The sequence below is a fragment of the Duganella dendranthematis genome, assembly GCF_012849375.1.
GTDB lineage: Bacteria > Pseudomonadota > Gammaproteobacteria > Burkholderiales > Burkholderiaceae_D > Rugamonas > Rugamonas dendranthematis.
This window is the reverse complement of record NZ_CP051684.1, coordinates 3,935,182-3,956,887: the sequence shown is the minus strand read 5'-3', so window position 1 is coordinate 3,956,887 and position 21,706 is coordinate 3,935,182. Positions and strand designations below refer to the sequence as shown.

The 21,706-nt window shown below is 61.3% G+C and carries 29 protein-coding genes; 3 read left to right on the top strand and 26 right to left on the bottom strand.

All coding sequences use genetic code 11. The annotated features are described in order from the left end of the window. Nucleotides 1-3 precede the first annotated feature (3 nt). Entirely contained in the window at nt 4-738 is a 735-nt protein-coding gene (locus HH213_RS18055; RefSeq protein WP_169113144.1) for a hypothetical protein, read from the bottom strand. A gap of 87 nt (nt 739-825) precedes the next feature. After that, nucleotides 826-1,230, bottom strand: coding sequence for a hypothetical protein (locus HH213_RS18050; protein ID WP_169113143.1), 405 nt, complete (start codon nt 1,228-1,230; stop codon nt 826-828). Between the two features lie 186 nt (nt 1,231-1,416). Here HH213_RS18050 and HH213_RS18045 point away from each other — a divergent pair, with 186 nt between their 5' ends. Beyond that, nucleotides 1,417-1,593, top strand: coding sequence for a type II toxin-antitoxin system HicA family toxin (locus HH213_RS18045; RefSeq protein ID WP_169113142.1), 177 nt, complete (start codon nt 1,417-1,419; stop codon nt 1,591-1,593). Between the two features lie 68 nt (nt 1,594-1,661). Next, nucleotides 1,662-2,078, top strand: a complete 417-nt coding sequence (locus HH213_RS18040; protein WP_169113141.1) for a type II toxin-antitoxin system HicB family antitoxin — start codon at nt 1,662-1,664, stop codon at nt 2,076-2,078. A gap of 875 nt (nt 2,079-2,953) precedes the next feature. On the opposite strand, the gene HH213_RS18035 is transcribed toward HH213_RS18040, so the two are convergent. Continuing rightward, nucleotides 2,954-3,742: a DNA adenine methylase gene (locus HH213_RS18035; protein WP_174864460.1), complete on the bottom strand. Its 789-nt coding sequence runs from the start codon at nt 3,740-3,742 to the stop codon at nt 2,954-2,956. 187 nt (nt 3,743-3,929) lie between these two features. Here HH213_RS18035 and HH213_RS18030 point away from each other — a divergent pair, with 187 nt between their 5' ends. Continuing rightward, nucleotides 3,930-4,319: a hypothetical protein gene (locus HH213_RS18030; protein ID WP_169113139.1), complete on the top strand. Its 390-nt coding sequence runs from the start codon at nt 3,930-3,932 to the stop codon at nt 4,317-4,319. 19 nt (nt 4,320-4,338) lie between these two features. On the opposite strand, the gene HH213_RS18025 is transcribed toward HH213_RS18030, so the two are convergent. The 23 genes from HH213_RS18025 to HH213_RS17915 form a co-directional block, all read right to left on the bottom strand. After that, nucleotides 4,339-4,764, bottom strand: a complete 426-nt coding sequence (locus HH213_RS18025) for a DUF1353 domain-containing protein (RefSeq protein ID WP_169113138.1) — start codon at nt 4,762-4,764, stop codon at nt 4,339-4,341. Next, on the bottom strand, nt 4,761-5,468 hold the full coding sequence (locus tag HH213_RS18020; protein WP_169113137.1) for a hypothetical protein: 708 nt from the start codon (nt 5,466-5,468) through the stop codon (nt 4,761-4,763). The genes HH213_RS18025 and HH213_RS18020 overlap by 4 nt, the downstream gene beginning before the upstream one ends. A 61-nt stretch (nt 5,469-5,529) precedes the next feature. Next, nucleotides 5,530-6,054, bottom strand: coding sequence for a glycoside hydrolase family 73 protein (locus HH213_RS18015; protein ID WP_169113136.1), 525 nt, complete (start codon nt 6,052-6,054; stop codon nt 5,530-5,532). Further along, nucleotides 6,051-6,446: a hypothetical protein gene (locus tag HH213_RS18010; protein WP_169113135.1), complete on the bottom strand. Its 396-nt coding sequence runs from the start codon at nt 6,444-6,446 to the stop codon at nt 6,051-6,053. Before HH213_RS18010 ends, HH213_RS18015 begins: the two co-directional genes overlap by 4 nt. A 60-nt stretch (nt 6,447-6,506) precedes the next feature. Then, entirely contained in the window at nt 6,507-6,965 is a 459-nt protein-coding gene (locus HH213_RS18005; RefSeq protein ID WP_169113134.1) for a hypothetical protein, read from the bottom strand. Nucleotides 6,966-7,140: 175 nt separating this feature from the next. Then, nucleotides 7,141-8,154 (bottom strand): hypothetical protein, encoded by a 1,014-nt coding sequence (locus tag HH213_RS18000; protein ID WP_169113133.1) that lies wholly within the window; start codon nt 8,152-8,154, stop codon nt 7,141-7,143. A 12-nt stretch (nt 8,155-8,166) separates the two neighbouring features. Beyond that, on the bottom strand, nt 8,167-8,469 hold the full coding sequence (locus HH213_RS17995; protein ID WP_169113132.1) for a hypothetical protein: 303 nt from the start codon (nt 8,467-8,469) through the stop codon (nt 8,167-8,169). Nucleotides 8,470-8,478: 9 nt separating this feature from the next. Continuing rightward, nucleotides 8,479-9,117 carry a hypothetical protein gene (locus HH213_RS17990; RefSeq protein WP_169113131.1) on the bottom strand — a complete coding sequence of 213 codons (639 nt, stop codon included), beginning with the start codon at nt 9,115-9,117 and terminating at the stop codon, nt 8,479-8,481. Between the two features lie 8 nt (nt 9,118-9,125). Next, a complete protein-coding gene (locus HH213_RS17985) occupies nt 9,126-9,689 on the bottom strand; it encodes a YmfQ family protein (protein WP_169113130.1) in 564 nt (187 codons plus the stop codon). A gap of 2 nt (nt 9,690-9,691) precedes the next feature. Then, nucleotides 9,692-10,807 (bottom strand): baseplate J/gp47 family protein, encoded by a 1,116-nt coding sequence (locus tag HH213_RS17980; RefSeq protein ID WP_169113129.1) that lies wholly within the window; start codon nt 10,805-10,807, stop codon nt 9,692-9,694. A gap of 1 nt (nt 10,808) precedes the next feature. After that, a complete protein-coding gene (locus tag HH213_RS17975) occupies nt 10,809-11,243 on the bottom strand; it encodes a phage GP46 family protein (RefSeq protein ID WP_169113128.1) in 435 nt (144 codons plus the stop codon). Beyond that, on the bottom strand, nt 11,240-11,893 hold the full coding sequence (locus HH213_RS17970; protein ID WP_169113127.1) for a phage baseplate assembly protein domain-containing protein: 654 nt from the start codon (nt 11,891-11,893) through the stop codon (nt 11,240-11,242). The genes HH213_RS17975 and HH213_RS17970 overlap by 4 nt, the downstream gene beginning before the upstream one ends. Nucleotides 11,894-11,902: 9 nt before the next feature. Then, nucleotides 11,903-12,964, bottom strand: coding sequence for a phage baseplate assembly protein (locus HH213_RS17965; RefSeq protein ID WP_169113126.1), 1,062 nt, complete (start codon nt 12,962-12,964; stop codon nt 11,903-11,905). Between the two features lie 35 nt (nt 12,965-12,999). Continuing rightward, a complete protein-coding gene (locus tag HH213_RS17960; RefSeq protein ID WP_169113125.1) occupies nt 13,000-14,541 on the bottom strand; it encodes a DNA circularization protein in 1,542 nt (513 codons plus the stop codon). Then, entirely contained in the window at nt 14,538-16,868 is a 2,331-nt protein-coding gene (locus HH213_RS17955) for a hypothetical protein (protein WP_169113124.1), read from the bottom strand. The genes HH213_RS17960 and HH213_RS17955 overlap by 4 nt, the downstream gene beginning before the upstream one ends. 102 nt (nt 16,869-16,970) lie before the next feature. Beyond that, nucleotides 16,971-17,318 (bottom strand): phage tail assembly protein, encoded by a 348-nt coding sequence (locus tag HH213_RS17950; RefSeq protein WP_169113123.1) that lies wholly within the window; start codon nt 17,316-17,318, stop codon nt 16,971-16,973. Nucleotides 17,319-17,320: 2 nt separating this feature from the next. After that, complete coding sequence (locus HH213_RS17945) at nt 17,321-17,689, bottom strand: phage tail tube protein (RefSeq protein ID WP_169113121.1); 369 nt, start codon at nt 17,687-17,689, stop codon at nt 17,321-17,323. 59 nt (nt 17,690-17,748) lie between these two features. Next, nucleotides 17,749-19,230, bottom strand: coding sequence for a phage tail sheath subtilisin-like domain-containing protein (locus HH213_RS17940; RefSeq protein WP_169113119.1), 1,482 nt, complete (start codon nt 19,228-19,230; stop codon nt 17,749-17,751). Continuing rightward, a complete protein-coding gene (locus HH213_RS17935) occupies nt 19,230-19,430 on the bottom strand; it encodes a DUF2635 domain-containing protein (RefSeq protein WP_169113117.1) in 201 nt (66 codons plus the stop codon). The genes HH213_RS17940 and HH213_RS17935 overlap by 1 nt, the downstream gene beginning before the upstream one ends. An 8-nt stretch (nt 19,431-19,438) precedes the next feature. Beyond that, on the bottom strand, nt 19,439-20,074 hold the full coding sequence (locus tag HH213_RS17930; RefSeq protein WP_169113115.1) for a hypothetical protein: 636 nt from the start codon (nt 20,072-20,074) through the stop codon (nt 19,439-19,441). Further along, the gene (locus HH213_RS17925) at nt 20,071-20,397 is read right to left on the bottom strand and encodes a head-tail joining protein (RefSeq protein WP_169113113.1); all 327 of its coding nucleotides are present in this window, start codon (nt 20,395-20,397) and stop codon (nt 20,071-20,073) included. The genes HH213_RS17930 and HH213_RS17925 overlap by 4 nt, the downstream gene beginning before the upstream one ends. Continuing rightward, complete coding sequence (locus HH213_RS17920; protein ID WP_169113111.1) at nt 20,394-20,597, bottom strand: hypothetical protein; 204 nt, start codon at nt 20,595-20,597, stop codon at nt 20,394-20,396. Before HH213_RS17920 ends, HH213_RS17925 begins: the two co-directional genes overlap by 4 nt. Continuing rightward, a complete protein-coding gene (locus HH213_RS17915) occupies nt 20,598-21,653 on the bottom strand; it encodes a major capsid protein (protein ID WP_169113109.1) in 1,056 nt (351 codons plus the stop codon). It abuts the gene before it with no gap. Between the last annotated feature and the right edge of the window lie 53 nt (nt 21,654-21,706).

Genomic DNA, 21,706 nt, shown 5'->3' with positions numbered 1-21,706 from the left:
CGCCTAGGCAAATGTTTCCCGCAAGGCATTAGCCACAGCGCGATAACGTAGCGCGGCAGCCGGTAAATTTCTCTTAGTAACTATTGTGATACAGCAGCCCGCATATTCGGGCACATAAGCAGCATATAAGAATCTGCTTTCCGAAACCTCCTCAAGCACCAGTTCGCCATGGTCGTTTAACGAGCACTCGAACAAAGGCGCGTCTATTACGATCAGGGGAAACGCAAACTTGATCTGAGGAAAACTCTTAACTCCCGGCAATTCAGAAACAACTTTGACGCACGCCTTTAGCACGCTTATCGCTGCTCCGTAGGAGTGATCGGTTCCACCCAAGGCTTGTTTGACCGCGTACCCGCAACGATTCGTTTCTGGCAACAATCCCCTGATCACGGTCCCCCTTCGGAACTCCTCCCACATTGCCTCTTTCGCGTCCGGTGAAGATACGCAAAAAGAATGAAGCCTATTGTAATTTTCCAATACATCGTCCGCGACGAATACAACCCAAGGATGCGCCTTGGAAACCTTACACTCGATTACACAATTAATGTCAACGTAACCAATAAGATCGGGATCTCGCGCAAGTACATCTACTTCTCTAGATTTTCCTTCTTGGCCGTCAAGAACGATACTACTTTGCAGCACTTCGAAGCCAGCTCTACGAAACTCCTTAGCCACCTCCATCTCGAGCGGAAAGCCACTCTCTTCGATCCACTTTAGCACAGCAGAATTGAGGGTCATTATCAGGCCATTAAAATTAGATCAATCATGTTATCTCATCTTTGGACGAGATAGCCACCGATTGCCGGATTCTACCAAGCTTGACGCCTAAGTTTTGCGAGCGCCAGACTTTAGCTTAAACGGAGCGATCTCGGGCCGCACAGATAGCACCTCCAGATTTCGTATCCACCACATCTGCACTACCTGTCGCATTTTCTCGGTTTCGGGATCTCGAACGAGAATCCACCCCTCATAGATCACGCCATCGGCGTTCCAATCGAACAGCGCCGGATTGTTCAGATGTGCCACGGGCACACTTGTAACGTTATCGCTCAGTATCACCAACTGACTGTGGGTCCGGTACGCCATGCCTGAACCGGCCTGGAATCCATCCTCGCGGCGGATATAGCCTATCAAAGGCTCAGTCGCCATGAGATCTGCATAAGATAACTTAAGGCCATCGGCACGCATAAAGGTAACCGCCACCTTCTGCCCTTTCGGCTTCTCGGTCATGGGGCAGCCTCCAGGCGCAATAAAGGAATGAGTTTGACTGTACATTTATACAGTATATTTCGTGATTTAGTGCACAGCAAGGGCGTCAGAACACTGGAGAAAGATTAAACAAAAACGCTTAAATTTCAGTTGATTATTTAAACGTTTTTGTTTAATATCACTACATCGCAACAACATGGAGGTGCAGTGAAGCAGAGCGAGTTCGTGAGATGGCTCAGACAACAAGGAGCGACTTTCGAAGATGGAACGAATCACTTGAAAGTCTATCTGAACGGGCAAAAAACCATACTTCCGCGACACCCCGCCAAGGAACTTAAAACTGGGACCGTAGAAGGCATCAAAAAGCAACTCAAACTGAAGTGAGACAGGCCCGAAAGGGGCTTGTCCCACAGATCGCACCACCAGCATATCTCCCTATGGGAAGGAGTTTTATGAAGTATCCAGCACACTTTGAACCCGCCGAAGAGGGCGGCTTTGTCATTACCTTCAGGGATATTCCTGAAGCAATCACCCAGGCCGAGGACGAGGCCGAAGCAGCCGCTGAAGCTGCTAGCGCTCTTATTTCAGCTATGGATTTCTACTTTGAGGATCGGCGCGCTGTGCCCCCTCCTTCGCCCGCCCTCCAGGGGGAGCGCTTAATCTCATTGCCCGCCAGTGCGGCGTGCAAAATCTTGCTGCTGAACGAAATGGTCGCTCAGAAGGTCGGGCCATCTGAACTCGCACGCCGCATGGGAACATCACCTCAGGTGGTCAATCGCTTAGTTGATCTTCACCACCCCACAAAAATTGATACTGTTGAAGAAGCCCTTGAGAGCTTAGGAAAACAATTGGAACTTGTAGCTGCGTAGCACATAGGAGACCCGCTTTAGTGGGTCTTTTTTTTCATTCGGAACAAATTTATTAGCGTATCTCTCACCTCAGTAATGAAAAAACTGTCTGCAATCGATTGGGCCAAAATCATTTTGATAGATGTAATTTAAAAAAATTTGAAGCCGAATATAGATAGAACAGATTGCAAATAGAATAAACTTACATAAAATTCAAAACACAAAATGTAGTAATTAAAAACAGATCACAACTACATCTAGTACCAAATCCAAAATTTGGGGCAGGTGCGAACTAAGCAGCCCACACTTTGTTTAAGTCACTTTTGCTTGTTTTTTGCAAACAAAGTGGGGCAAATGCGTGGTTGCAAGCGAGGCCTGATTTCGCATCATCAAAAACTTGGTAATATAGATGACAGATGAGTAGCGCAAAAGGAACACGGCACCTAATCCCCGCCAAGAGACCCAGGTGCCGTGCCAGTCGCCTCACTAGAAAGGAGGAAGCGTTAATGACAATCAGACTGACTGTCAAGCGAGGGGAAAACTACTTTTCCCTCCGATGCAGCATCGCATCGGCGCTTGTAATTGCTATACCGCAATTGTTGCAATTTGCTAGCCAATATTTCAGCTAGCCTCGATGGCACTGAGAGGTTCCCCTCTCAGCGCCATTTTTGTAGCCGGATCCGGCTATTTATGGTTGAAGAATATCACATACCCTAAAAGCGCGTACATAATTTGAGCAATCGAAAAAAGTATGGTAAGCGACGGAACGTCAAAACGACGCGCTTTTAAAAACCGTGTCGCAAAAGTAGCACGCAAGTTTTGAAGCATCGATCACACTGGCGCATGATCGACGAATCGTCACACTGGAATCCACCGTGCAGACGTCTGCACAAAAATCAGAACAGCCCAACGGGATCCGCTTGCCTGTCCCAACTATAGATAATCAATTCCTGCCTTTCAACGGATTTGCCGCCGCCACCCACCGTGTAAGAAATGCCAGTGGTGTCCATCTGGAACGCAGCGAACGCTTTTCGGATATCGGGGTGATCGTTGATGCTCAAGATCGCCTTGCCCTTAAGACACGCCATCAGTTTGGCCATTCGCTCGTACTCGGAAAACGGGAAGTCGACACCATACCCCTCAGTTTCCCAATACGGCGGATCCAAATAAAACAGAGTGTGGGGACGATCATAGCGCTCCATGCACTTGTGCCAGTCCATGTTCTCAATGTACGCGCTTGCCAAGCGCAAGTGCGCGGCGGATAGATTTTCCTCAATGCGAAGCAGGTTAATCGGTGGCGCCGTGGTAGCCGTGCCCCACGTCTGGCCCTGCACCTTGCCGCCGAACGCTTGTTGCTGGAGGTAGAAGAAGCGTGCAGCGCGCTGGATATCCGTCAGCACGTGCGGCGGTGTGTCTTGCATCCATTTAAACACGTCGCGGCTCGACAGCGCATACTTGAACTGCCGGACAAATTCCTCCAGGTGATTTTTGACGACGCGGTAGAGGTTGACCAAGTCGCCGTTGATGTCGTTGATTACCTCCACGTCGGCGGGCGGCCGCATAAAGTACAGCGCCGCGCCACCAGCAAACACCTCTACGTAGCAGGAATGAGGAGGGAATTGGGGGATCAGGCGGTCAGCGAGACGGCGTTTTCCGCCGATCCATGGAATGATTGGTATTGCCACAGGTAAACCTTTAATTTTCATTTGTGCTAGACTTCTGCCGCCTCGCGCGAGGTGCAGAGCCTTGCTCGGTTCACTGCTTACTCAGTGGATTGAGGCCCGGACTTGCTGTTAGCGCAGCAAGTCCGGGCGCTCTGTCTTTTTTGAAGTTGACACAGCTATTCGGCTGATCACTATCGGGATTGAAAAAATGTCAAAATTTTACGTCACCGTTTTGCGGCCATCAGGAATCGACGGCTGCATCATCGATCTCGAAAAATTGCCGCCGGGCGCAAACTCGCACGAGGTTTCGGACCCGTGGATTCAAGGCGCCGACCTGACATTCTGGTTCAAGGAAGATCTCGACCGGTCAGCGCGGATAGTCCAGAACATTAAAAATCGCACGCTCGACGACGAAACACTGGACTTCATCTCAAGGCTCGCCAGCTTTTGGGAAAACCTGCCTCCCGCAGAAGAGGAGAAAGATGGCTTTTTAGCCGCCTCTAAGTCATTTGACTCAACTCGTTTCCTACGCACCAGTCCAGAAGTGGCGAAAGAAATGTGGGAGAGCATTTCCAAGATTGGCAAGCCGAAAGACTGAATGCAGACGTCTGCACAGCTTAAACAATACGCCCGTCTGTGATCGAATGGCCGCTGCTGCGACCGTCCTCCAACCAAGCAGCCCGGCCACCCACCACAACGCCCGCGTAAATCCCTGCGCGGCGCCAAGCGGGGATGCCCTCCACCGTCATAGCCTCCAGCAGCACCTTGTTTGCGGTAGCCTCGTCGCAGATTTCGTGATGGTGGAACAGCCAGTCATGGACTACCGCCGCACGGTGGCTGGTGTCACCGAACAGCCAATAAGCGAACGGAATGCGTGGCACGCTGGCGTAGTCGGTCAGGAACCCTGCCTCGATCTCGATTTCACGACCAAGAACGTCCGAGTAATAACGCAGCGGCGCTGTCAGGCGCCAGATACCACGCCCGCTACTGGCTGTGTCGTCCACGCATTCCACCTCCAGGGAATTGCGAAACGCGGCGGTCACTTCGCCACCTCACCATTCGCCGGGACCGCAGCGCCCGACTGCACCGCAGCTGCCACGCCCGGCAACGTATCCGGCGTTACCGGGGGCGGTGTCGCCGTCGATGCCGCCACGAAGCCGGGATACAACTTCAGGATAGCGGCGATGGTTTCAGCATTCAGCGGCGCCGTCACCGGATTGAAACACAGCGCCTGCCAGCCCTTCAGCCGGTCCGCATTCGCGCCATAGAGGCGCAGCCAGGTCCCAATGGGGATGTCGCGGCAGATGGTGCGCTCCGACGACTGCACGACCGTTTGCGCGACGCCCTCCTGCACCGCGCTGACGTTCTGCGGCACCAAGGAGCAGGCAGAAAGCACGACCAGCATGGACATCGCCAAAGCCGCCATGACGCTGACGCGCGCGAAGCCGGCCTCTGCAGCAGCTGGGCGCGGTGGCGGCGCCTGCGGAACGCTCGACGTACGGCCGCAGACAATCATCGTCCGCTCGACCGGGTCCGGCGGCGGCAGTGGCGTTTGAGCCGCCGCCGAAGCATCGGAAGCGGTTTTCATGTCGCGCAGCGCCAGACCAATCGTGCCGGTGGCCATGCCGATGTTGAACACGAGGAAATCGTGGCGCAACGACGGATCAAAGAAGGCCATCATCGCCCAGACGGCATAGCCGACGAAGCCCAGCAGGACGTGCAGAATCACTTTCTCTTTATGAGACATATTGGTACTCCAGATTGGTAAAAGAAAGCCGCTGGCGGGCGCGCAGCGGCTGTATGGGCGGTTAGCGTGGAGCGTCCAAGCCAACCAGGTTGTGACCGCGCAGCACCTGCAAGACCTTGTCCAGATAAGCGGGGTCGGTCGCATAGCCAGCAGCGGCGATCTGCATGGCGAACCACGCCGGCCGGGCCAGCGCCGCGCTGTTGCCGCACTTGGCCAGCACCTCGCGCGCGGATGGAGACGTCCAGTCCGGCGGCAGGAAGCAAGCCGCATAGCGCTTGTTCTTTTTGAGGAACGCCGCGTGATCTTCCACGCTGGCCTGCCACGTCGGATACATGCGCCACTTCGCCGGCACGACCACGGTGCGGCCGGCGACGTACTCTTGGCTGGCCATCTGCCAGGCCGGGCCGGGCCAGCTGGCGTCGGCCTTGATGTTGAACAGGTTCAGCGCGTTGATAGCGGGCTTTGCGGTGCCCCAGCCTGACTCCAGCGCCGCCTGCGCGATGACGAAGCTTGCCGGGATGCCGCTCTCCTTGGCCGAGGCGATGGCTGCCGGCGCCAACCGGGCGATAAAGTCGTCGGGCTTCATACGAGGTGCACTCCCAGCTTCGACAGTGCCAGCGCCACGGCGACGGCCAGCGCCGTGCGCGCCAGTTCCCACAGCCAGCGATTGCGCGATTTCAGTTCCGCCTCGATGCGGCGCGTCTCGGCCGCGGCGACGCTGTTAACCACCTGCGTGATGCGCGCGTCCAGTTGGCCGGCGAAGTCGTTCACCGTGCGGAACTGCTCGAACACGCGCTTGATCGTGCGGCGGTCCTCCGCGCGCTCAGCCTCCAGCACCGCCAGCTTGTGCATATCGTCGGCCACCTGCAGCAGCGCGGACTTTACCTCGCTGAACATCTCCTTCAAAAAACCCACTTCGGTTTCCACCCGCGCCAAGCGTTCTTGGTCGGAGTGCGAAGGGACATGGGTATCACGCATAACTTCCTTTCAATAGACAAAAAAATGCCGCCCGAAGGCGGCTGATGGGGTGATGCTTTGTTATTGCGGAATGCCCGCGAGGATTTCGTCGACCCGCTCGGGGCCTTCGAGGATGCCCGCGCCGGGGCCAGGATCGACCGGCGACGCCAGATAGGCAATCGCCATACGCACCGATACCAGATTCGGATCGGTCGGCTTATCCAACTGCACAGACAACTGGTACATAGCCCAGAATTCCTGAACCATCGGATCTTGAGATGCTTTGATCGCAATGCGTTCGGCCGGCTTAAACGCCATGTACAGCGTCATAGGTGTGAGCATAGGAAGAGCACCAACCAACGGTTCAGGTGTCGAGACAGCAGGGTTGGTCCACTTCCCACCGGAGAAGGTTGCGCCGTTCTCGGTTCCATCCGGCACCACCACAAACGCCTCAGCCAGCTCAGGGTGGAAAATTTCAGCCGGATCAGTCTCGGTGACATCAACGGCCGTACCGTTGACGTTTCTTGCGTAGGTGGTCATTGTTCCCCTCCAGTTTTCGATTTGAATTCACCGCACCAACCCTCGTTGCACATCGGAGGGAACTGCGCGCATATTCCGCCATTGGCCACAATCGGGGTCGCCGGATAACGACGGCAGAGCCCTTGACTTTCGCCACGCGGGAGAAAAAATTTACAAGCTTCACAGTGCTCCACGATCAGAACTCCACCGCGCACAGCCCGCTGCCGCCGTTGCCAGTGCTGCCGTTGCCGTACCCGCCCGCGCCGACAGTGACGGTGTAAGTCGTACCCGGCGTGACCACGAACGTTCCGTGCGCATATCCGCCGCCGGCACCGCCGGCGCCACCGTTTGCACCACCACCACCCCCACCTACGCCGCCATTCCCGCCGAGGCCTTGGGCATTCGAGCCACCACCACCCGCACCTGCGCCGCCATCGCCCGGCGCTGCTGCGAAGGCCGCACCACCGCCGGCACCCGGTCCACCACGATAACCTGCAACGGCCGTTGCGGTAGGCGTACCTGCGCCGCCGCCCGTAAAACCGTCAAAAGGGAAGCGCAACGTCGCGTTGATTGGATTGGTTGCGCCGTTGGAAGCTTGCGCAATGCCGCCGGCCGCATCAGGCCCTGCGTAGGTCAGCGTGCCAGGACCAAATGCAGATCCGGCGCCTCCTTTGCTGTTAACCAGCACGTAATCAGCCCCAGCGTTACCGCCAATCCCGCCACCCGCTCCCGCGCTATTCAAACCGGCGGCGTTTCCGCCACGGCCGCCGTCGCCCAGCTGCGACCCTGCCGCACCGCCGCCGCCGCCGCTAGAGGCATTTGTCGAGGAGCCGCCATTGCCGCCAGCAGCCTGAAATGCCCCGCCGGCTCCCGCGCCGCCGGTCGGAATGCCGCCCACATTGTTTGTGCCATATCCCCCCATTCCGCCAGTCGCCGAAATGAGCGCACCGAAGCTCGTAGAGCCACCAGTCGCTGCTTGTGCCGCAATGCCCACAGCACCAGCGCCACCCGCACCGACTACGCGCACACGAATCGATGTCACGCCCGACGGAACGACGAAGCTGTAAGTGCCGGGCGAGCCATACATACGGTATTGCCCGCCACCGAATATGCCCAAAAAGCCCGCTGGCACATTCTGGGTTGGCAGGGCGCCATTGATTGTCAGCGAACCCGCGATTGCGCCAGCCGCCTGCGTTGCTACTTGTCCCATTACGATCCTCCTTTACATGCCGTGGGCACGAACACTTACATTTGCAGTATCGCTACGTGCCCAAACCTTCTCTCCAGCAGACACAGCGATGCCGGTATCCTCCAGAACTCCATAAGGTTGAATTGCAACGTCGTAATCCACGTAATCCGCGCTTGACGGATTGGCGCCAGTACCGATAGACAGGCGCACGCGCACTTGAACCGCATTTCGATTCGCAAACCGGACGTTGATTGCCTGATTGGCCGCTACCGTACAAATCAGTGTGTCCGCACCGCCGGCTGGTAGGTCGGCAGAGCCCAGCTTTCCTGATGCCATAAAGTCACCTCAAAATTGTGAATAAAAATAGTTTGCCGATGCTTGTCCGGCAAAATTAAAGGCAAGGTTGCCGGCGCCGTCATTGATCAGCCCGGCACCGATGTTCAGCTTCGCAATGCTCCCGAATTGCGAGGGCACCACGCTGTTGAGCAAGAACACGTCCGCCGGCTTGTCGTAGGTCGCGCTGACCACGCTGTTATTGGGAATGTCGCCCTGTTGCAGCGGTGCGCCGTCGTCTCGCACCAACTGGCGCACGCCAGCACCGGCATCCAATGTGCAGGCTCCGGCATTTGGATGCGTGGCTCGGAAGCGAACTTGCAGCCCGTTGGGATACGCAGTGAGTGGCGGGCTCAAAACAACGACGTAGGCACCAGCCGCGCCCGTATCGAGCGCATAGTTGCCTGAGCGCGCTTCGATCAGATTCTGAATCGCGAGCAGCACCTGTCCATTCGAGCCTTTTGTGGGAGCCACCCCACCCGCCGTCACGATGCCCAGCAATTCAAGCATCACGGCGTTCAGAAACTCCGCTGGCACCACCGTGGGGTCAATGCCGCCGGCAACGCTACCGTCGGTGAAATAGCCGGCGACGCCCGGCGCTGATCCCGCCGGCAGCATAGGCGAGGCGCTTGGCACATCAATTTGATACATCTGTCACCTCAGTTGAAAATGAATTTAAGGAAGCCGTACGGCGGCGCCAGGCGCTGCATTTCCTGCTGCAGCAGCGCGGGACCGTAAGACCCGAACGGCATCGAGGGCAGCGCGTGCGCGGTGACGATCCACTCGAACATGCGGTCGACGTCACCGACGTGCGCGCCGGCACGACTCTGACCACAGCGAAACGGCGCATTGCCGGCCACCGTGATCGAGTAGCCAAGAAGCGCCGCGTAATCGGCAAAGTCGCCGGCCGCGATGCCGTTGGCGCCGATCAGCCGCGCCACCACCAGCGCCTGCCGCGCGGCGAAGGTAGCGGCCGGGCCGGCGCTGGTCGCCGTCAGCCCGAGCGTCGCCTCCCACTCGGGCAGCAGCTCCAGCGCGGTCTGCGGAAAGGCGTCGACAAGGAGGTTGTTGGCGCGCTGGTTCTGAGCCTCGTAGACCTTCGTCAAGCCGGCCAGCACCTTGGCCTGCACCGACGACACGTCGCGCGGCCAGATCCGGCCACGCGGCATCAGCGCCTGCAGCGCGCCGAGGTAATCGGCCGCGCTGAATGAAGGAGCAGCCATCTTCAGCCCCCGTAACTGATCGTGCCGACCACCGGCAGCTGGCCGAAGCCGCAGACAATGTCGGCGGTCGGCGTGACGGTGAAGGCGTTGCCGTTTGCCGCCGTGGCGATGGCGGACCAGAGCGCGCCATACGGAATCGTGCCGCCAGGCCGGCCCAGCGTGAGCAGCGTCGCGGCCACAGCCGCAGAGGCCGCAGACTGCACGCTTGGGGGCAGGCCCTGAATGGTCAGATCGACCGCAAGCGCGGTTGGCGCGGCGGCGTACACCAGTCCCACGACCGCCTGCACGCTGTAGAGGACATTGGCAACCACCAGCTGGTCGCCACTCGCTGGCAAACCACGCCTCTCGGCAGCGGCGACGCCGTCCGTTCCCTGCGGGAAGCCGCCACCGCTGGCGCGCACCTCATCAAACATCGTGAAGATCACCACCGTGCCCACGCCGAAGCCGTTCGGCACGCACCAGGCGCGGGTGACGCCGGGCACCGCTTTCGCCCAGCTCTCGTAATCGCTCAGGCCGCCGCCTTGTGGCGCCTGCTGATAGGCCGCCAGCATCCGGCTACGCAAGCTGTCGCTACCTTCCAGATCCGCGCCGCCCTTGATCTCCGCGCTCACAGCGCCTGTTGACTGGATGCCGGCGATGGACTGCGACAACGTCATCGTGGCGCCGACCGGTGTGTTACCAAACGCGCCGGCCAAGCCAGCCGGATCGGCTACAGCGGCGACCGGCACCGCGACCGTGCCGTCCGCCGCGACGACGGCCGCCGATGTAGAAACGAAGGCGACGCCATCGCTGCGCGCGAGGCCGGCGCCCACCGGGATCGACTTGCCAGCGGCGCCGCTGAAGGTGACGACACCTGCGGCGCTGGTCGGCGGCTGACGGAACACGCCTTTCAGCGCGGCCCAGCCTTCCAGAAATTCGTCGGTGCACGTGAATGGGACCGCCTGCTTTGCGATCCAGTCCAGATACCCGTAATGCATGTTGGCCAGCCCCGCCTGCGCGCGGCCTGTAATGCCCAAGTTGGAAAACCGCAATAGCGCGTCGGAGCCCTTCAGGCTGGCCGCGATGTCGCTGGCCACCGTCTCCTGCAGGCCGGATAGTGTTGGTCTTGCGTAGGGCATGTCAGTTGTTCCAGTTCCAGAAAAATTGCATTGAAGTCGGGCCGCCGGCTGGCTTGTGCGCCACCACATTGGCGCCCAGCATGCCGGCCGCCGTCCATTCGACCGTGATGTCGAAGCTACCGACGACCTCGTCATCGATCAGCCACTGCAACGCCTCGGTGATGTAGTCCTTCGCAAGGTTCAGCGTCTCGACGGTCTGCTTCGCGCGGCGCAGCAGCCAGAGACGCGAGCCGATGACGACGTCGCCATCGCCCCACCAGCCGCGCGGATCTTGCGAGCCGTCAGGGATGACGTCGTCGGCGCCGGCCACGCGGTCGGTAAACAGGCTGATGTAGACCGCCGTCAGCAGGTCGTTACCCGACGCCAGCTGCGCGCCGTCGAGCGCCCAGTCACCCATGCCCTGTTTCGGGTCCCAGATAATCGTTGTATCGCTCATTCGGTTTGGTTTGGTTTGTTGGTCTTGACGCTGTCCGATCCCGCCTTGACGCTGGCCACCGCGTGATCGTGGCCGTTGAACACGTCGCGCATCGCCTTCATCGACTTGTTGCCGTGGTCGGAGATGTCGCCCTTCGCTGTGACGCTCTGCTCCACCAGCACGTTCTGCTCGACCGTGGCGTCTTTCCTGACCAGCAGCGCACCGTCGATCACCACGTCACCGGTCGCGTGCACGGTCGGTGTGTCGAGCGTGACGGACGGCGTGTTGTGCACAAGGACCGGCAGCCCGGCACCGTCGATGACGATGCCGCCCTGAGTCAGGTAGACCGACTGGCCAAGGTTGTCGGAAATCGACACCTCACCGGGCTTGAGGTTGCGCATGCGGTAGGTCTGGTTTCCCGTGGCGATGATGACGCCGTCGCGGCGATTGCCCCCGGCGAAGATCAGGACCGCGTCGGAGTCCTCGGGCGGCATGGAGTTAAAGCCGTATTCGGACAACCTCGGGATGTCGTCAAACGTCTCGAACTGGCTCAGCCGCACCTGCTGCTTTTGCGCCGGCCCATCGTCTGCCCCGGTCTTGATCCTGCCGCGCCCCACCACCAGCAGCACGCGGCGGTACACCCTCTCGATGGCGGCATAAATCTCACTCATTGGGTTCTCCTATTGCTGCCCCAGTTCCGCCGGCCCCTGCTGCAGGAGAATCGGCTCAGGCGCGAACGCTTCAGGCGGCATGATCACCAGGTCGGCCGCCGTGCCCTCGGCGTCGCGCCGGTAAGTCACCTCGCTGATCAGCCAGCTGCGTTTGACGATCTTGAGGAATGGGATATCGATGTCCACCAGCGTGTTCGGCGTGTACAGCTTGCCGGACGAATCACGCCAGCTATCAGTGGTCAGGCGCAGTTGCGCCGCGCGGCCCCAGCGCCTGCTGCACTCCCACAGCGCACGCTGCTTCGCCACGTCCGATCCCATGTCTCCGCCCTCGGACACGATCACCCGGCGCCGATGCCGCTTGATGTTCGGATTGGTCACGGTCTCGACCGTGTTGCCGGCGTCGCCCGCGTCCTGCAGCACGTCCATCGACATGCGCACGACGAGGTATTCGGAAAACTGCTGATCGGCCGAAAACGCGCACGAGGCGCTGGTTACGTTCACGCCTTGCTGAAAGCCGCTTGCCGCCTTTGCCGTGCCCACCTGACTGAGCACCAGATTACCGTCCGGCCCTTCGTAAGCCAGCAGCGCGCTATACCGGCACACGCGCTCGATGATTTCGAAGGCTGTTTCGCCATTGTTCAGCACCATCAGGGGTATTGGGCCGCCAGCATCTCCCAGGCACGTGGCCGACAACGCGTATGGCTCGCACAGCTTCTGCGCCACGCCCAGCGCGCTCGACGCGGTGATCTGGCCGCCGGGCCATTCCGCCGCGCAGTCGACAAGGTCCTGACAGCGTCCGCGCCCAGCCGCCTGTATCGCGTGCTGGCCGGCATTGATCGTCGGGATAAACCGGTCGAGATAGCCACGGATTACCACATCGTCGCCAAGCAGTACATCGCAGGCGTCGCCGGCGTTCACGACCGTGGAGGCGCCCGCCAGCTCGCCGGCAAAGCGCTCCGTCATCGTGATGTCGAATTCGTTCGGGCAGCGCTCGATGCCAGCGGTGACCCGGATCGAATCCCAGCCAGACAGGCGCATACCTCCGACAACGAGAGTCAGATCGTCTTGCATCGTTTTTCCTTTGGACGGCCGTAGAGAGGCCCGATTTATCGCGCCAGCGCCTTGAACGTCGGCGGCATGAACGCCGGGTGGATAGGATTGGCTTCCGCGATCAACTGGTCGGCCCGCGCCGCATCCCGGTAGAGCCGCTGCGCCAGAAACAGCGCCGGCACCGAATGCGGCGTAGCGACCTGCACCATGCTGGCCAGGTCGGCCGCGCGCGCGGCGAGATCCTGCACGACCGCCGTACGGACGACGTGCAGCGCCTGATAGCTGTCGTCCTGTCCCTGATCGGCCGCCACTTGCATTTCATCGTCCAGCAGCTGCGTTACCTGCTGACGTACCGCGACAGCATCATCGCTGGACGACGGCTTGTAGCTCGCACTGGCCTTCGCCAGTTCGATCACGCCGGCACGGCGGAAAAGGTCCGCCGTTGCGCCAGCCATCAATGCGGCCGCCTGCGCGCTGGTCGGCGGCGCCACCGGGCTGACAGGGTAGACGGGCTTCCCAAGGCTAGCCGGCACGGCCGGCGCGGCTGCAGTCAGCCCGGCAAGCAATCGCAGTGCATCCGGTGGCGACGGCGCCGCTGCCGCCACCGCCGCAACAAGCGCATGCACCGCGTCGACGTAGGCTGATAGCGCCGTGGACACGGCTGGAGGCACCGCGCTGCTGGCATTGGCCGATGTGACGCTCGACGGCGCCGCAACGCCAGAGACAGCGGCGAGCGCCCCGGCGGTGCTGGACAGCTTGCTGGCCGCCACCGCGACCTTGGCGCGATTTGCAGCGCCCTGCGCCACCAGACTATCGACCGTCGTGGCGGCGCCTGACGAGCGCGTCGCGTTACTGCCGAACATCCGGCCGAACTCGCCCGGCATGGTCTGCACGAAGTGGTACAGGTTCGTCGCATCGTTGACCAGGCGCTGCGCGGAGCGTGCCCAGCTGGACACCGCCGACGTCGCCTGCCCCACCACGGACAGGCCCGACTTGAGTGCGCCGGCAGCGGTGCTGATCAGGTTGGCCTTGGCCGCCGCCTTGGCTTTCTCTGCGGCGGTGGAAACCGCAGATTGCGTATCCACTGTGGAGTTGGGGAAAATCCGCTTGCCCTGCTCTACGAACGAAAACGCAAGCTCGAACACACGCCCGCGATCCCAACGCTCAGCGCAGCCGACGCCGTCCGCAAGGCTGACGGTGATCCGGCCGAGGGTTGGATGCACAAGCTCCCCGCCCTCGACCGCGCCGACCTCCTCGCACACTTTCATCAGCTGGTCGCGCTGAGCGATCACGTCGTCACCGAAGATGTATCCGGTGAACGCGATGCGCCGCGCGGCGCGGCCAAGGTCCTCCACCCACACCGTATCGCGGAACGGATACTCATGGATGACGCTACGGCGCCCGAACTTCAGTTGGCCCTCCAGCACCTTGAACGGGACGCCACGGAAGGATGCCGGCCGCAGCTTGGACATCCACGAACCGGAATCACCGCCGCCGCCCGCGCCCACATCGGAGGCCAATCGGTTGGTGATGTTCTGGCCACTCGATACCGCATTTGCCAGCGACTGGGCGCCGCCGGTCAGTTGGTCAATACTCATGGTGTGATTCCCGTAGGCATGGAGTACGCAACGCGGACGGGCGTCGTCTGCCCTCCCTTCGTCTGCGCACTGGCTGTGACGCCGGCAGGCAGTCCATGCAGCGTCAGCGACATTTCTACCTGCTGTGGCCCGCCCGATTGCGGCGCGTTGTCGCGCGCCGAGCCCAGCTGGGCGGCGACGGCCTTGTTAATCATTTCTTCGCTGTAGGCCGCGCCATTGCCCTCATGCTTGATGATGCTGGAAATGAGCGGCGCCACCGTGGCGGGGTCATCAAGGTTCAGGCGCTGTTTAGCGCCGAACCCGGTGCGCTTAACCACATCCGAGATGTAAGCCCCGGTGTTGTTCTCCGATGGCGGTGCCCACTTGCTGATGATGCCCTCGATGGTGCTGAGGCCATGCACCTGCTGCTGGGCGCGCAGGTTCTTGATGGCGGCATCCAGCCCTGCCTGCGGCGTGGGGAACATGGCGTAACCCTTCGCGTCACGCGGCATATCGCCCCACTGACGCAAGTTGCCAGGGTTGTTGTTCCGCACACCCAGCGGCGCGGCAGCTTGCTGTGCAGACGTCTGCACAGTCGGCGCACCCGGTGCTGGCGTCTTGATAACACCAGACGGCGGGACCGGCGCCGAGGTCTTGGCGACAGTAGCCGGCGCCACCGCCGCCGACACCTGAACCGGCGCATTCGCCCATCCCTCGATGCCGAGGAACTTCAGCACCGACTTGGGTAGCATCGTAGCAACCGACTTCACGCCGCCGATCAGCCGATTAATCAGGCTCTTGCCAGCGTCGTACAGATCGAAGTCAAACAACCACTTGGACAGGCCATTCATGGCATCGGCCAGTATCTTGACCGGGTTGAATTCCCACAGCGCCTTGACGATGCCGTTCAGCCAGTTCTTCTGGAAGGCCGCTTTGATGCCCGCAAACTTCTCGCTGAAGTACGCCGTAATGTTGTCCCAGTTCTTGTAGATCGCGTAGACCGATGCCGCCACCGCGACGGCCCCGGCAATAAGCCAGCCTACCGGCGTGGCAGCGATGGCCGCGCCGACGCTCGCAAAGCCCATAGAAAGCCCTCCAAGCAACGATCCGACCACGGGAATACCCGCAGCCATTTCGGCCAGCGTTGCCGTGTATAGCGCCGCATTGGTCAGGCCTCGCACGATGGCGGGCACCAGCGACGCGTCGGTCGCCGCCGCCAGTAAGCCAAAGCCGCGAATCAACACCGGGACGGAGACGACGGCCAGCTTGCCGATGGAAAGGCCCAGGTCGATCACGCCAGCCAATAGGCCGGCATTCATCGCCAGCACGACGGCACCGGCAGCGTTCTGCCAGCCTCCGAACTTGTCGACCAGCGTTTCGATATCCGAGCAGAACTGGCGGACCTGCTCACCAATGGCTTTGAAGTCCAGACGCGAAATCCAGTCCGCCACGCCCTGCACAAACTCCGCGACCTTTGTCGAGATCAGTTCGCGGTTGGCGGCGACCCATGCGGTCAGCTGCTCAATCAGCGGACCGATCACCGGCTGCAGCTTCTCGCCAATCGTATTGCGCACGCCCTGCACTGCGATATCGAGGAAGCTCAACGACTCCTTGAACTTGACGGCGGCGGCCAGAGCCTCGCCCCCCATCACACCGCCGAGCGAGGCCACCTTGCGCTCATATTCCTCGATGGCCTGCGGCCCCTTGCGCAGCAGCGGCAAGGCAGCTTCGAGGCCAAAGGTGCGGGCGATGAGGCCCTGCACCTGCACATTCTTTGTAGCGGCAATCGCGCCGGCCAGATCGCGGAACCCGCGCGCCGCATCGATCGATCCGTCTTTCGTTTTGTGGATGCCAACGCCCAGGCGGTTCAACACCACCAGCGCCTGCTGATTGCGCCCATAGAGCGCGTCCTCCATCGTGTCACCCAAGCTTTTCAGGCCGCTCTCAAGCTCATGCGCACCCACCCCTGCCAGCGCGCCAGCACCACGCAGCGCCTGCAGCTTCCCGGCGCTCATATCCAGCATCGAGGCGCTGCGGGAGATTTCGGAACCCATGCGGCCCCACTCAGTCGCCAATGCCGCGATGCCGGCCAGCGTGCCGCCGCCAGCGATGATTCCCAGCGGACCGAGCAGCGACATCAGCTGCCCGCCCAGCTGGCGCACGCTCTTGACGGCGCCGCCGACGGCCGCGCCGACTTTGTCGAACCCCAGTTCCTTAGACAGCGCACCGGCCGCGCGCCGGATGTTCGTGATCGGCTGCGTGATGCGCGCCATGCCGGCGTTGATCCGGCGTACGACCGCAGTTGCGCGGTCAATGGCCGTGATCGTGATTTGAAAATTATTTGCCATCTTTAGACGCCTCGATCATCCGTAGAGCCTGCTCGTTCCACCACTTCAGCTCCGACCAGGTCAGGGACCACGCATCGCGCGGCCCCCACCCGTAATACTTGGTCAGCTCAGCGACGCATTCTCGCCAGTTGCCGGGGCGTCCTCGTTGAACCGTGCCAAAAAATCGGACGCTTCTTTCAGATCGCGCTGACACAAGCCCTCGGCTACCGCGCGCGGCACCTTGGCCACCAGCGAAATCAGGTTCAGCACCACGCCGATGTCGGTCGCCGACTTGGACGCCTTCTCCAGTTCACCAGCGTTCGGCTCGCGCAGGTCCAGCGAGTCGTAAGTGACGCCGTCGCTTTTGGCCGTTTTGCCCACGGTCACCGGCTTACGCAGGGTGATCGTGATTTCATCCGGGTTGACTGCTACGGCGCTGTCGTCGCCCTGCTCGTTGTTGTTGATGTCCATCTTTAAACCTCCTCGACGCTAAAACCTTCCCACTTCACTTCAAACGTGCCCTCGGCGGTTTTCACCTCCTGAGCTTCCACGGTCCACATGTTGCGGCCCAAAATCGTCTTGCCGTTGGCAAGCTCCAACGTGACCGTGACATTGGTCATCGCGTTGAAGGCTTTTACCGACAGGCCGCCGGCATCGCGCAGCGTTGCGCTGATCGAACCCTGCTTCGGCTTCTCGGAGTAGCCGTGCACACGGTCCTGACCGGTCAGCGTCTCGCGCGTGACGCCCGACGGGCTATACGCCAGGTCGCCGGCCAGCATGTAGGTCTGGCCGTCCACGGCGATGAATGCCGTGCCGGCCAGCCGATTGGTGGTATCTGCCATCTCACTTCCCTATAAAAAAGCCGCCCGAAGGCGGCGTGGTTGTCTGCTTGCGCGGACGATTACTGCAGGCGGAACTGGGCCAGCAGGGCGAAGATGCGCAGCTGGTTGATCAGCGTGCCCGGCCACAGCACATCTACGCGGTTCGGGTTCTGCGTGTTCTGCTGCACGATCAGGTTGGCCTTGAAGGCGTCGCCGTTCTGCACCACGCCCTGCTGCTCCAGTGCGCGGTATTGCGCGATCAGATCGGCGCGGATCAGGTTCGGCGTCACCACATTGGCGCCGGGGCCGAAGCGGGTGCCGTTGGCGGCCAGCTTCGAACGCGCATACTTGCTGGTGATCACGCTCTTCATCTGGCGCAGCACGTACGCCAGCGTGAACAGCGTCTCCACTTCCAGATAGCTGCTGTCGGCGTTGCCGGCGGCGTTCTTCTGGTAGGTGGTGATCAGGTTTTCGATAGCCACCGTACCGTCGTCGCCCACCGTAAAAGTCGAGATGCCGTCGAACAGCAGCGTGTTGCGGTCGGTCAGCAGGAAGCGCGACTGCAGCGGCGGCGCCAGCACGCCCTGAATCACCACCGTCTGCAGCGGCGTCGCCGGATCGACGCGCAGGCTGTTGGCGGCGGCGCCGGCCAGCGACGCGGCCCACAGCCAGGTCGGCGTCGGGCTGTCGTACGCGCCAATGATCGAGGTGTGCGGATCGTTGCGCAGCAGGCCGGCCGTGGTCAACGCGCCCACCGTGCCTTTCAGCGCCGCGAAGGCGTGTCCATACAGCTGCGTGGACCAGCTCCAGCGGCCGGTGGTGTCGTTCAGCAGCGCCTGCACAGCGTTCAGACTCGTCGCATCGGTGTACGGGCAGACGATGAAGTCGAACGCCTGATTGGCGAAGTTGGCGAACGCGTTGGTCAGATTCGGCGGGGTCGCACCGCCGGCCATCTGCGTGATGGTCGCCGCGAGGCCTGTCGGCGTCACCTCGCCGCCGCGCGTGCCCAGGTAATTCAGGCGCAGGTCGATGTCGTTGCCGCACGGCCCTTTGTTCAGCGCAGTCAGCGTGACCGTGGCGGTCGACGCCGTTGCGCTGACCGGCAGGCCCGGCGTCGCATTGATCGCCGCAGCAAGCGCCGTGGCCAGCGCCGCCGTGGTCTGCGTCGTCAGCACCGGCAGGGCAACCTTGACGCCACCGACGTACAGGTTCAGCGTGCCGTTGGCACTCGCCGCCGCCGTGAAAGCGATGGAACCGACAGCGGCCGTGGCGGCTGCGTCGTCGGCCAGCGGCAGATACCACACTTCCCCGAAGGTGTCGTTCAGGCGGTAAGCCTGTGTCATCAGGTGCAGCATCGAGCCGACGCCGCCGACCTGTGCGGCGTCGGTGACACCCTGCGACATCACCGGCACGTTGGCCACGCCATTGCCGGCGCTGGTCATCTGGCCGATGATCAGCGCGCGCTGCGTGGACTGGCCGCTGTTGGCCTGCGAGTTGTCCGTCTCGGCGTAGAACAGCGGCACGCGGATGTTGGCGGGAACGTTTTTGAAGCTAATCGCCATTATTGCTCACTCCCTTCGGTGACGGTTGGCGCCGGCTCCGGCGCCTCGTCTTGCGCTGGCGCTTCCGCCACGAAGACATCCTTGTCGCGCACGCGGCGCAACCAGTAATCGGTATCGGGCACCAAGCGGCCCGATTCCGGCAACAGGTCCTGCAGATCCGGGTCACGGATGCTCAGGCCCTGAGCGGGTATGACGTACATAACATCTCCTATTGAGGAAAATTGATAGACAGACCGCCTTCGTCGCGGCCATCCGGTCCGGCGCTGCGCGGCGCCGGCTTTACCGCGTCTGAAAACGCTGCGTTCGGATAGGTACGCGTGGGGTCATACACGTTGGCCAGATCGGCGTGCACATCCATGCCTTGGAACGGGATAGCGACCGGCTGCGCCCCGGACGGCGCTTCATAGATCGGATCGAACATTTCAGCCACCTCGCAGCGGATCGACCACTTCGAGCCGCCGTAGTGGTGGCGGCCCTCCGCGTTGATCTCGGATTCGATTTCGAAGCTCATTTGCTGCGTCATCGCCACCAGATTGTGGTTGGTCAGCAGCGCCACTTCGACTTCGGCGTCAAAGGATTCCAGCAGGTCCTGCGCCTCGGCGCCGGTCTTGCCCACCACCTTCGTCTCGATCTCGATCAGCACCACCGACGTGTACGACGGCGCACCGCGGCCTAATGGTTCTTTGCTGCCCCTCGGCGCGCGCACCTGAATTGCAGGCAGGCTGGCCAGCTGCGTCGTCCAATCGCCCGGCGAATCGATGTCCGTCGCGCTGGGCACATTTTTCAACGCCGCCACGACGGCAAGCCGGATCTCGCGCCGCGCGGTGATCGGTACGGCGCTCACAGGCCCGGCCCCACGTAGTTCAGGGACAGCACCACGCCACCCTTTCCGTCGTCGTCGACATCGCTTACGGCAAATTCTTCGCCCGTTCCTTTGATCAGGATACGGTCGCCGGTTTGCGGCTCGACCGGGAAGACCGACATCTGGCCGCTGACGATGGGGTTTGAGGAGTTGAGCGGCGTACCACCGGCCAGCGCCACATCCTTGTTGCCCTCGTCGTACACCAGATCGATTTCCACCGGGTCGCCGCCTACCGGCGTGAAGATGACCGGCTCACCGAACACCCCGACGCACGGCCCGATCACCAGTGCGTCCCAGTCGATCATGCTGCGGCGCTGCCGATCTGCGCGGGCTGGTCGCTGCCGTCGTCGTCGGGATCGACCACGAAGCCCTTGCCGTGCAGATCCTCGGCATCTTCCGGCGTCAGGTCGATCAGGCTGCCCGGACCTTTCAGTTCGGCGCCGACGTAGACGGATTTGCGCGGGGCCACTTTGACCGTGACCATGGTTTGATCATTTTTTGCCATTTAGAGCACCTGTGCGGACATGGCCGCGTTGACACGGGCCGGGATTACGATTGGGGCCGACTGCATCATCAGCATGCGCTGCGCCGGGTCTTTCTCCACCCAGGTCTTCGGCGCGTACGGCAGCGACTCGTAGTTGTGTTCGGGGTCGAGGATCTGTCCGAACGCGCGCGTACCCTGCAGCTGGGCGCCGGTCATCACCAGCGAACCGTCCGGAATCATCGGCTGCTCGACGTTGTTGTCGTCGACGTACCAGTCGTTGTAGACCCACAGGTCGTACTGACCCCACTTGCCTTGGTACTGGGCGCCCAGTTGGATCTGCGCGGCGGCGTTGATCGAGTTGCCCGAATCGCTCATCTTCGGATAGATGATTGCGCCCTGCAGCGCCGGGTCCAGCTTGAAGGCGTTGAACGCGCTGGTCGAGAACACGATGTCGGTCGGCGCGGCGCCCGATTTCTTCAGCATCTGCTGCGCCCAGGCGGCGACGTCGTTCGACGGCGACGCGGTGCCGGCGCTGATATTGGACTGCGTCCACTTGCCGGTGCTGGTCTTGGCCACGGTCAGAGTAGCGTCGCGGCCGTAGTCCACGACGACGGTAGGAAAACCCTCGCCGGTGATGGTGACGGTGCCGTTGATCAGCGCCTGAGCCGCCATCCACTCCAGACGGCGATCCAGCATGTCCAGCTGATCGGTCATTTCCAGCTCAACGTTGGCCGCCTCGCGCTCGGCGCCGGTCAGCGTGCCGCCGATCTGCTCACCGATGGCGCGGCGCACTGGCTTGCGCAAGTCAGGCGCGCGCTTGTCTTTGATGTAGGCCGGCTTGAACTGGTTGGTCTGCACGCGGCGCTGCTCGACCAGCTTGCCTTCGACCAGTGGCGAGACAAACGGCGACATGCGGCGCTTGCCGACGTCAACGTCGATGGACACATACTCGGTGTCGCTCATGGTGACGTTGGGGAAAAAACGGTCCAGCAGGAACTGCTGGGAGCGCTTCAGGTTCGGCACCACGGCAATCAGGGCGTTGGTGTCGAAAGCGAACGTATTACCACTCAATGGCATTGCGATTCCTTCAATAGGAGAGGATAAAAAAAATCCCGCGTGAAGCGGGACCT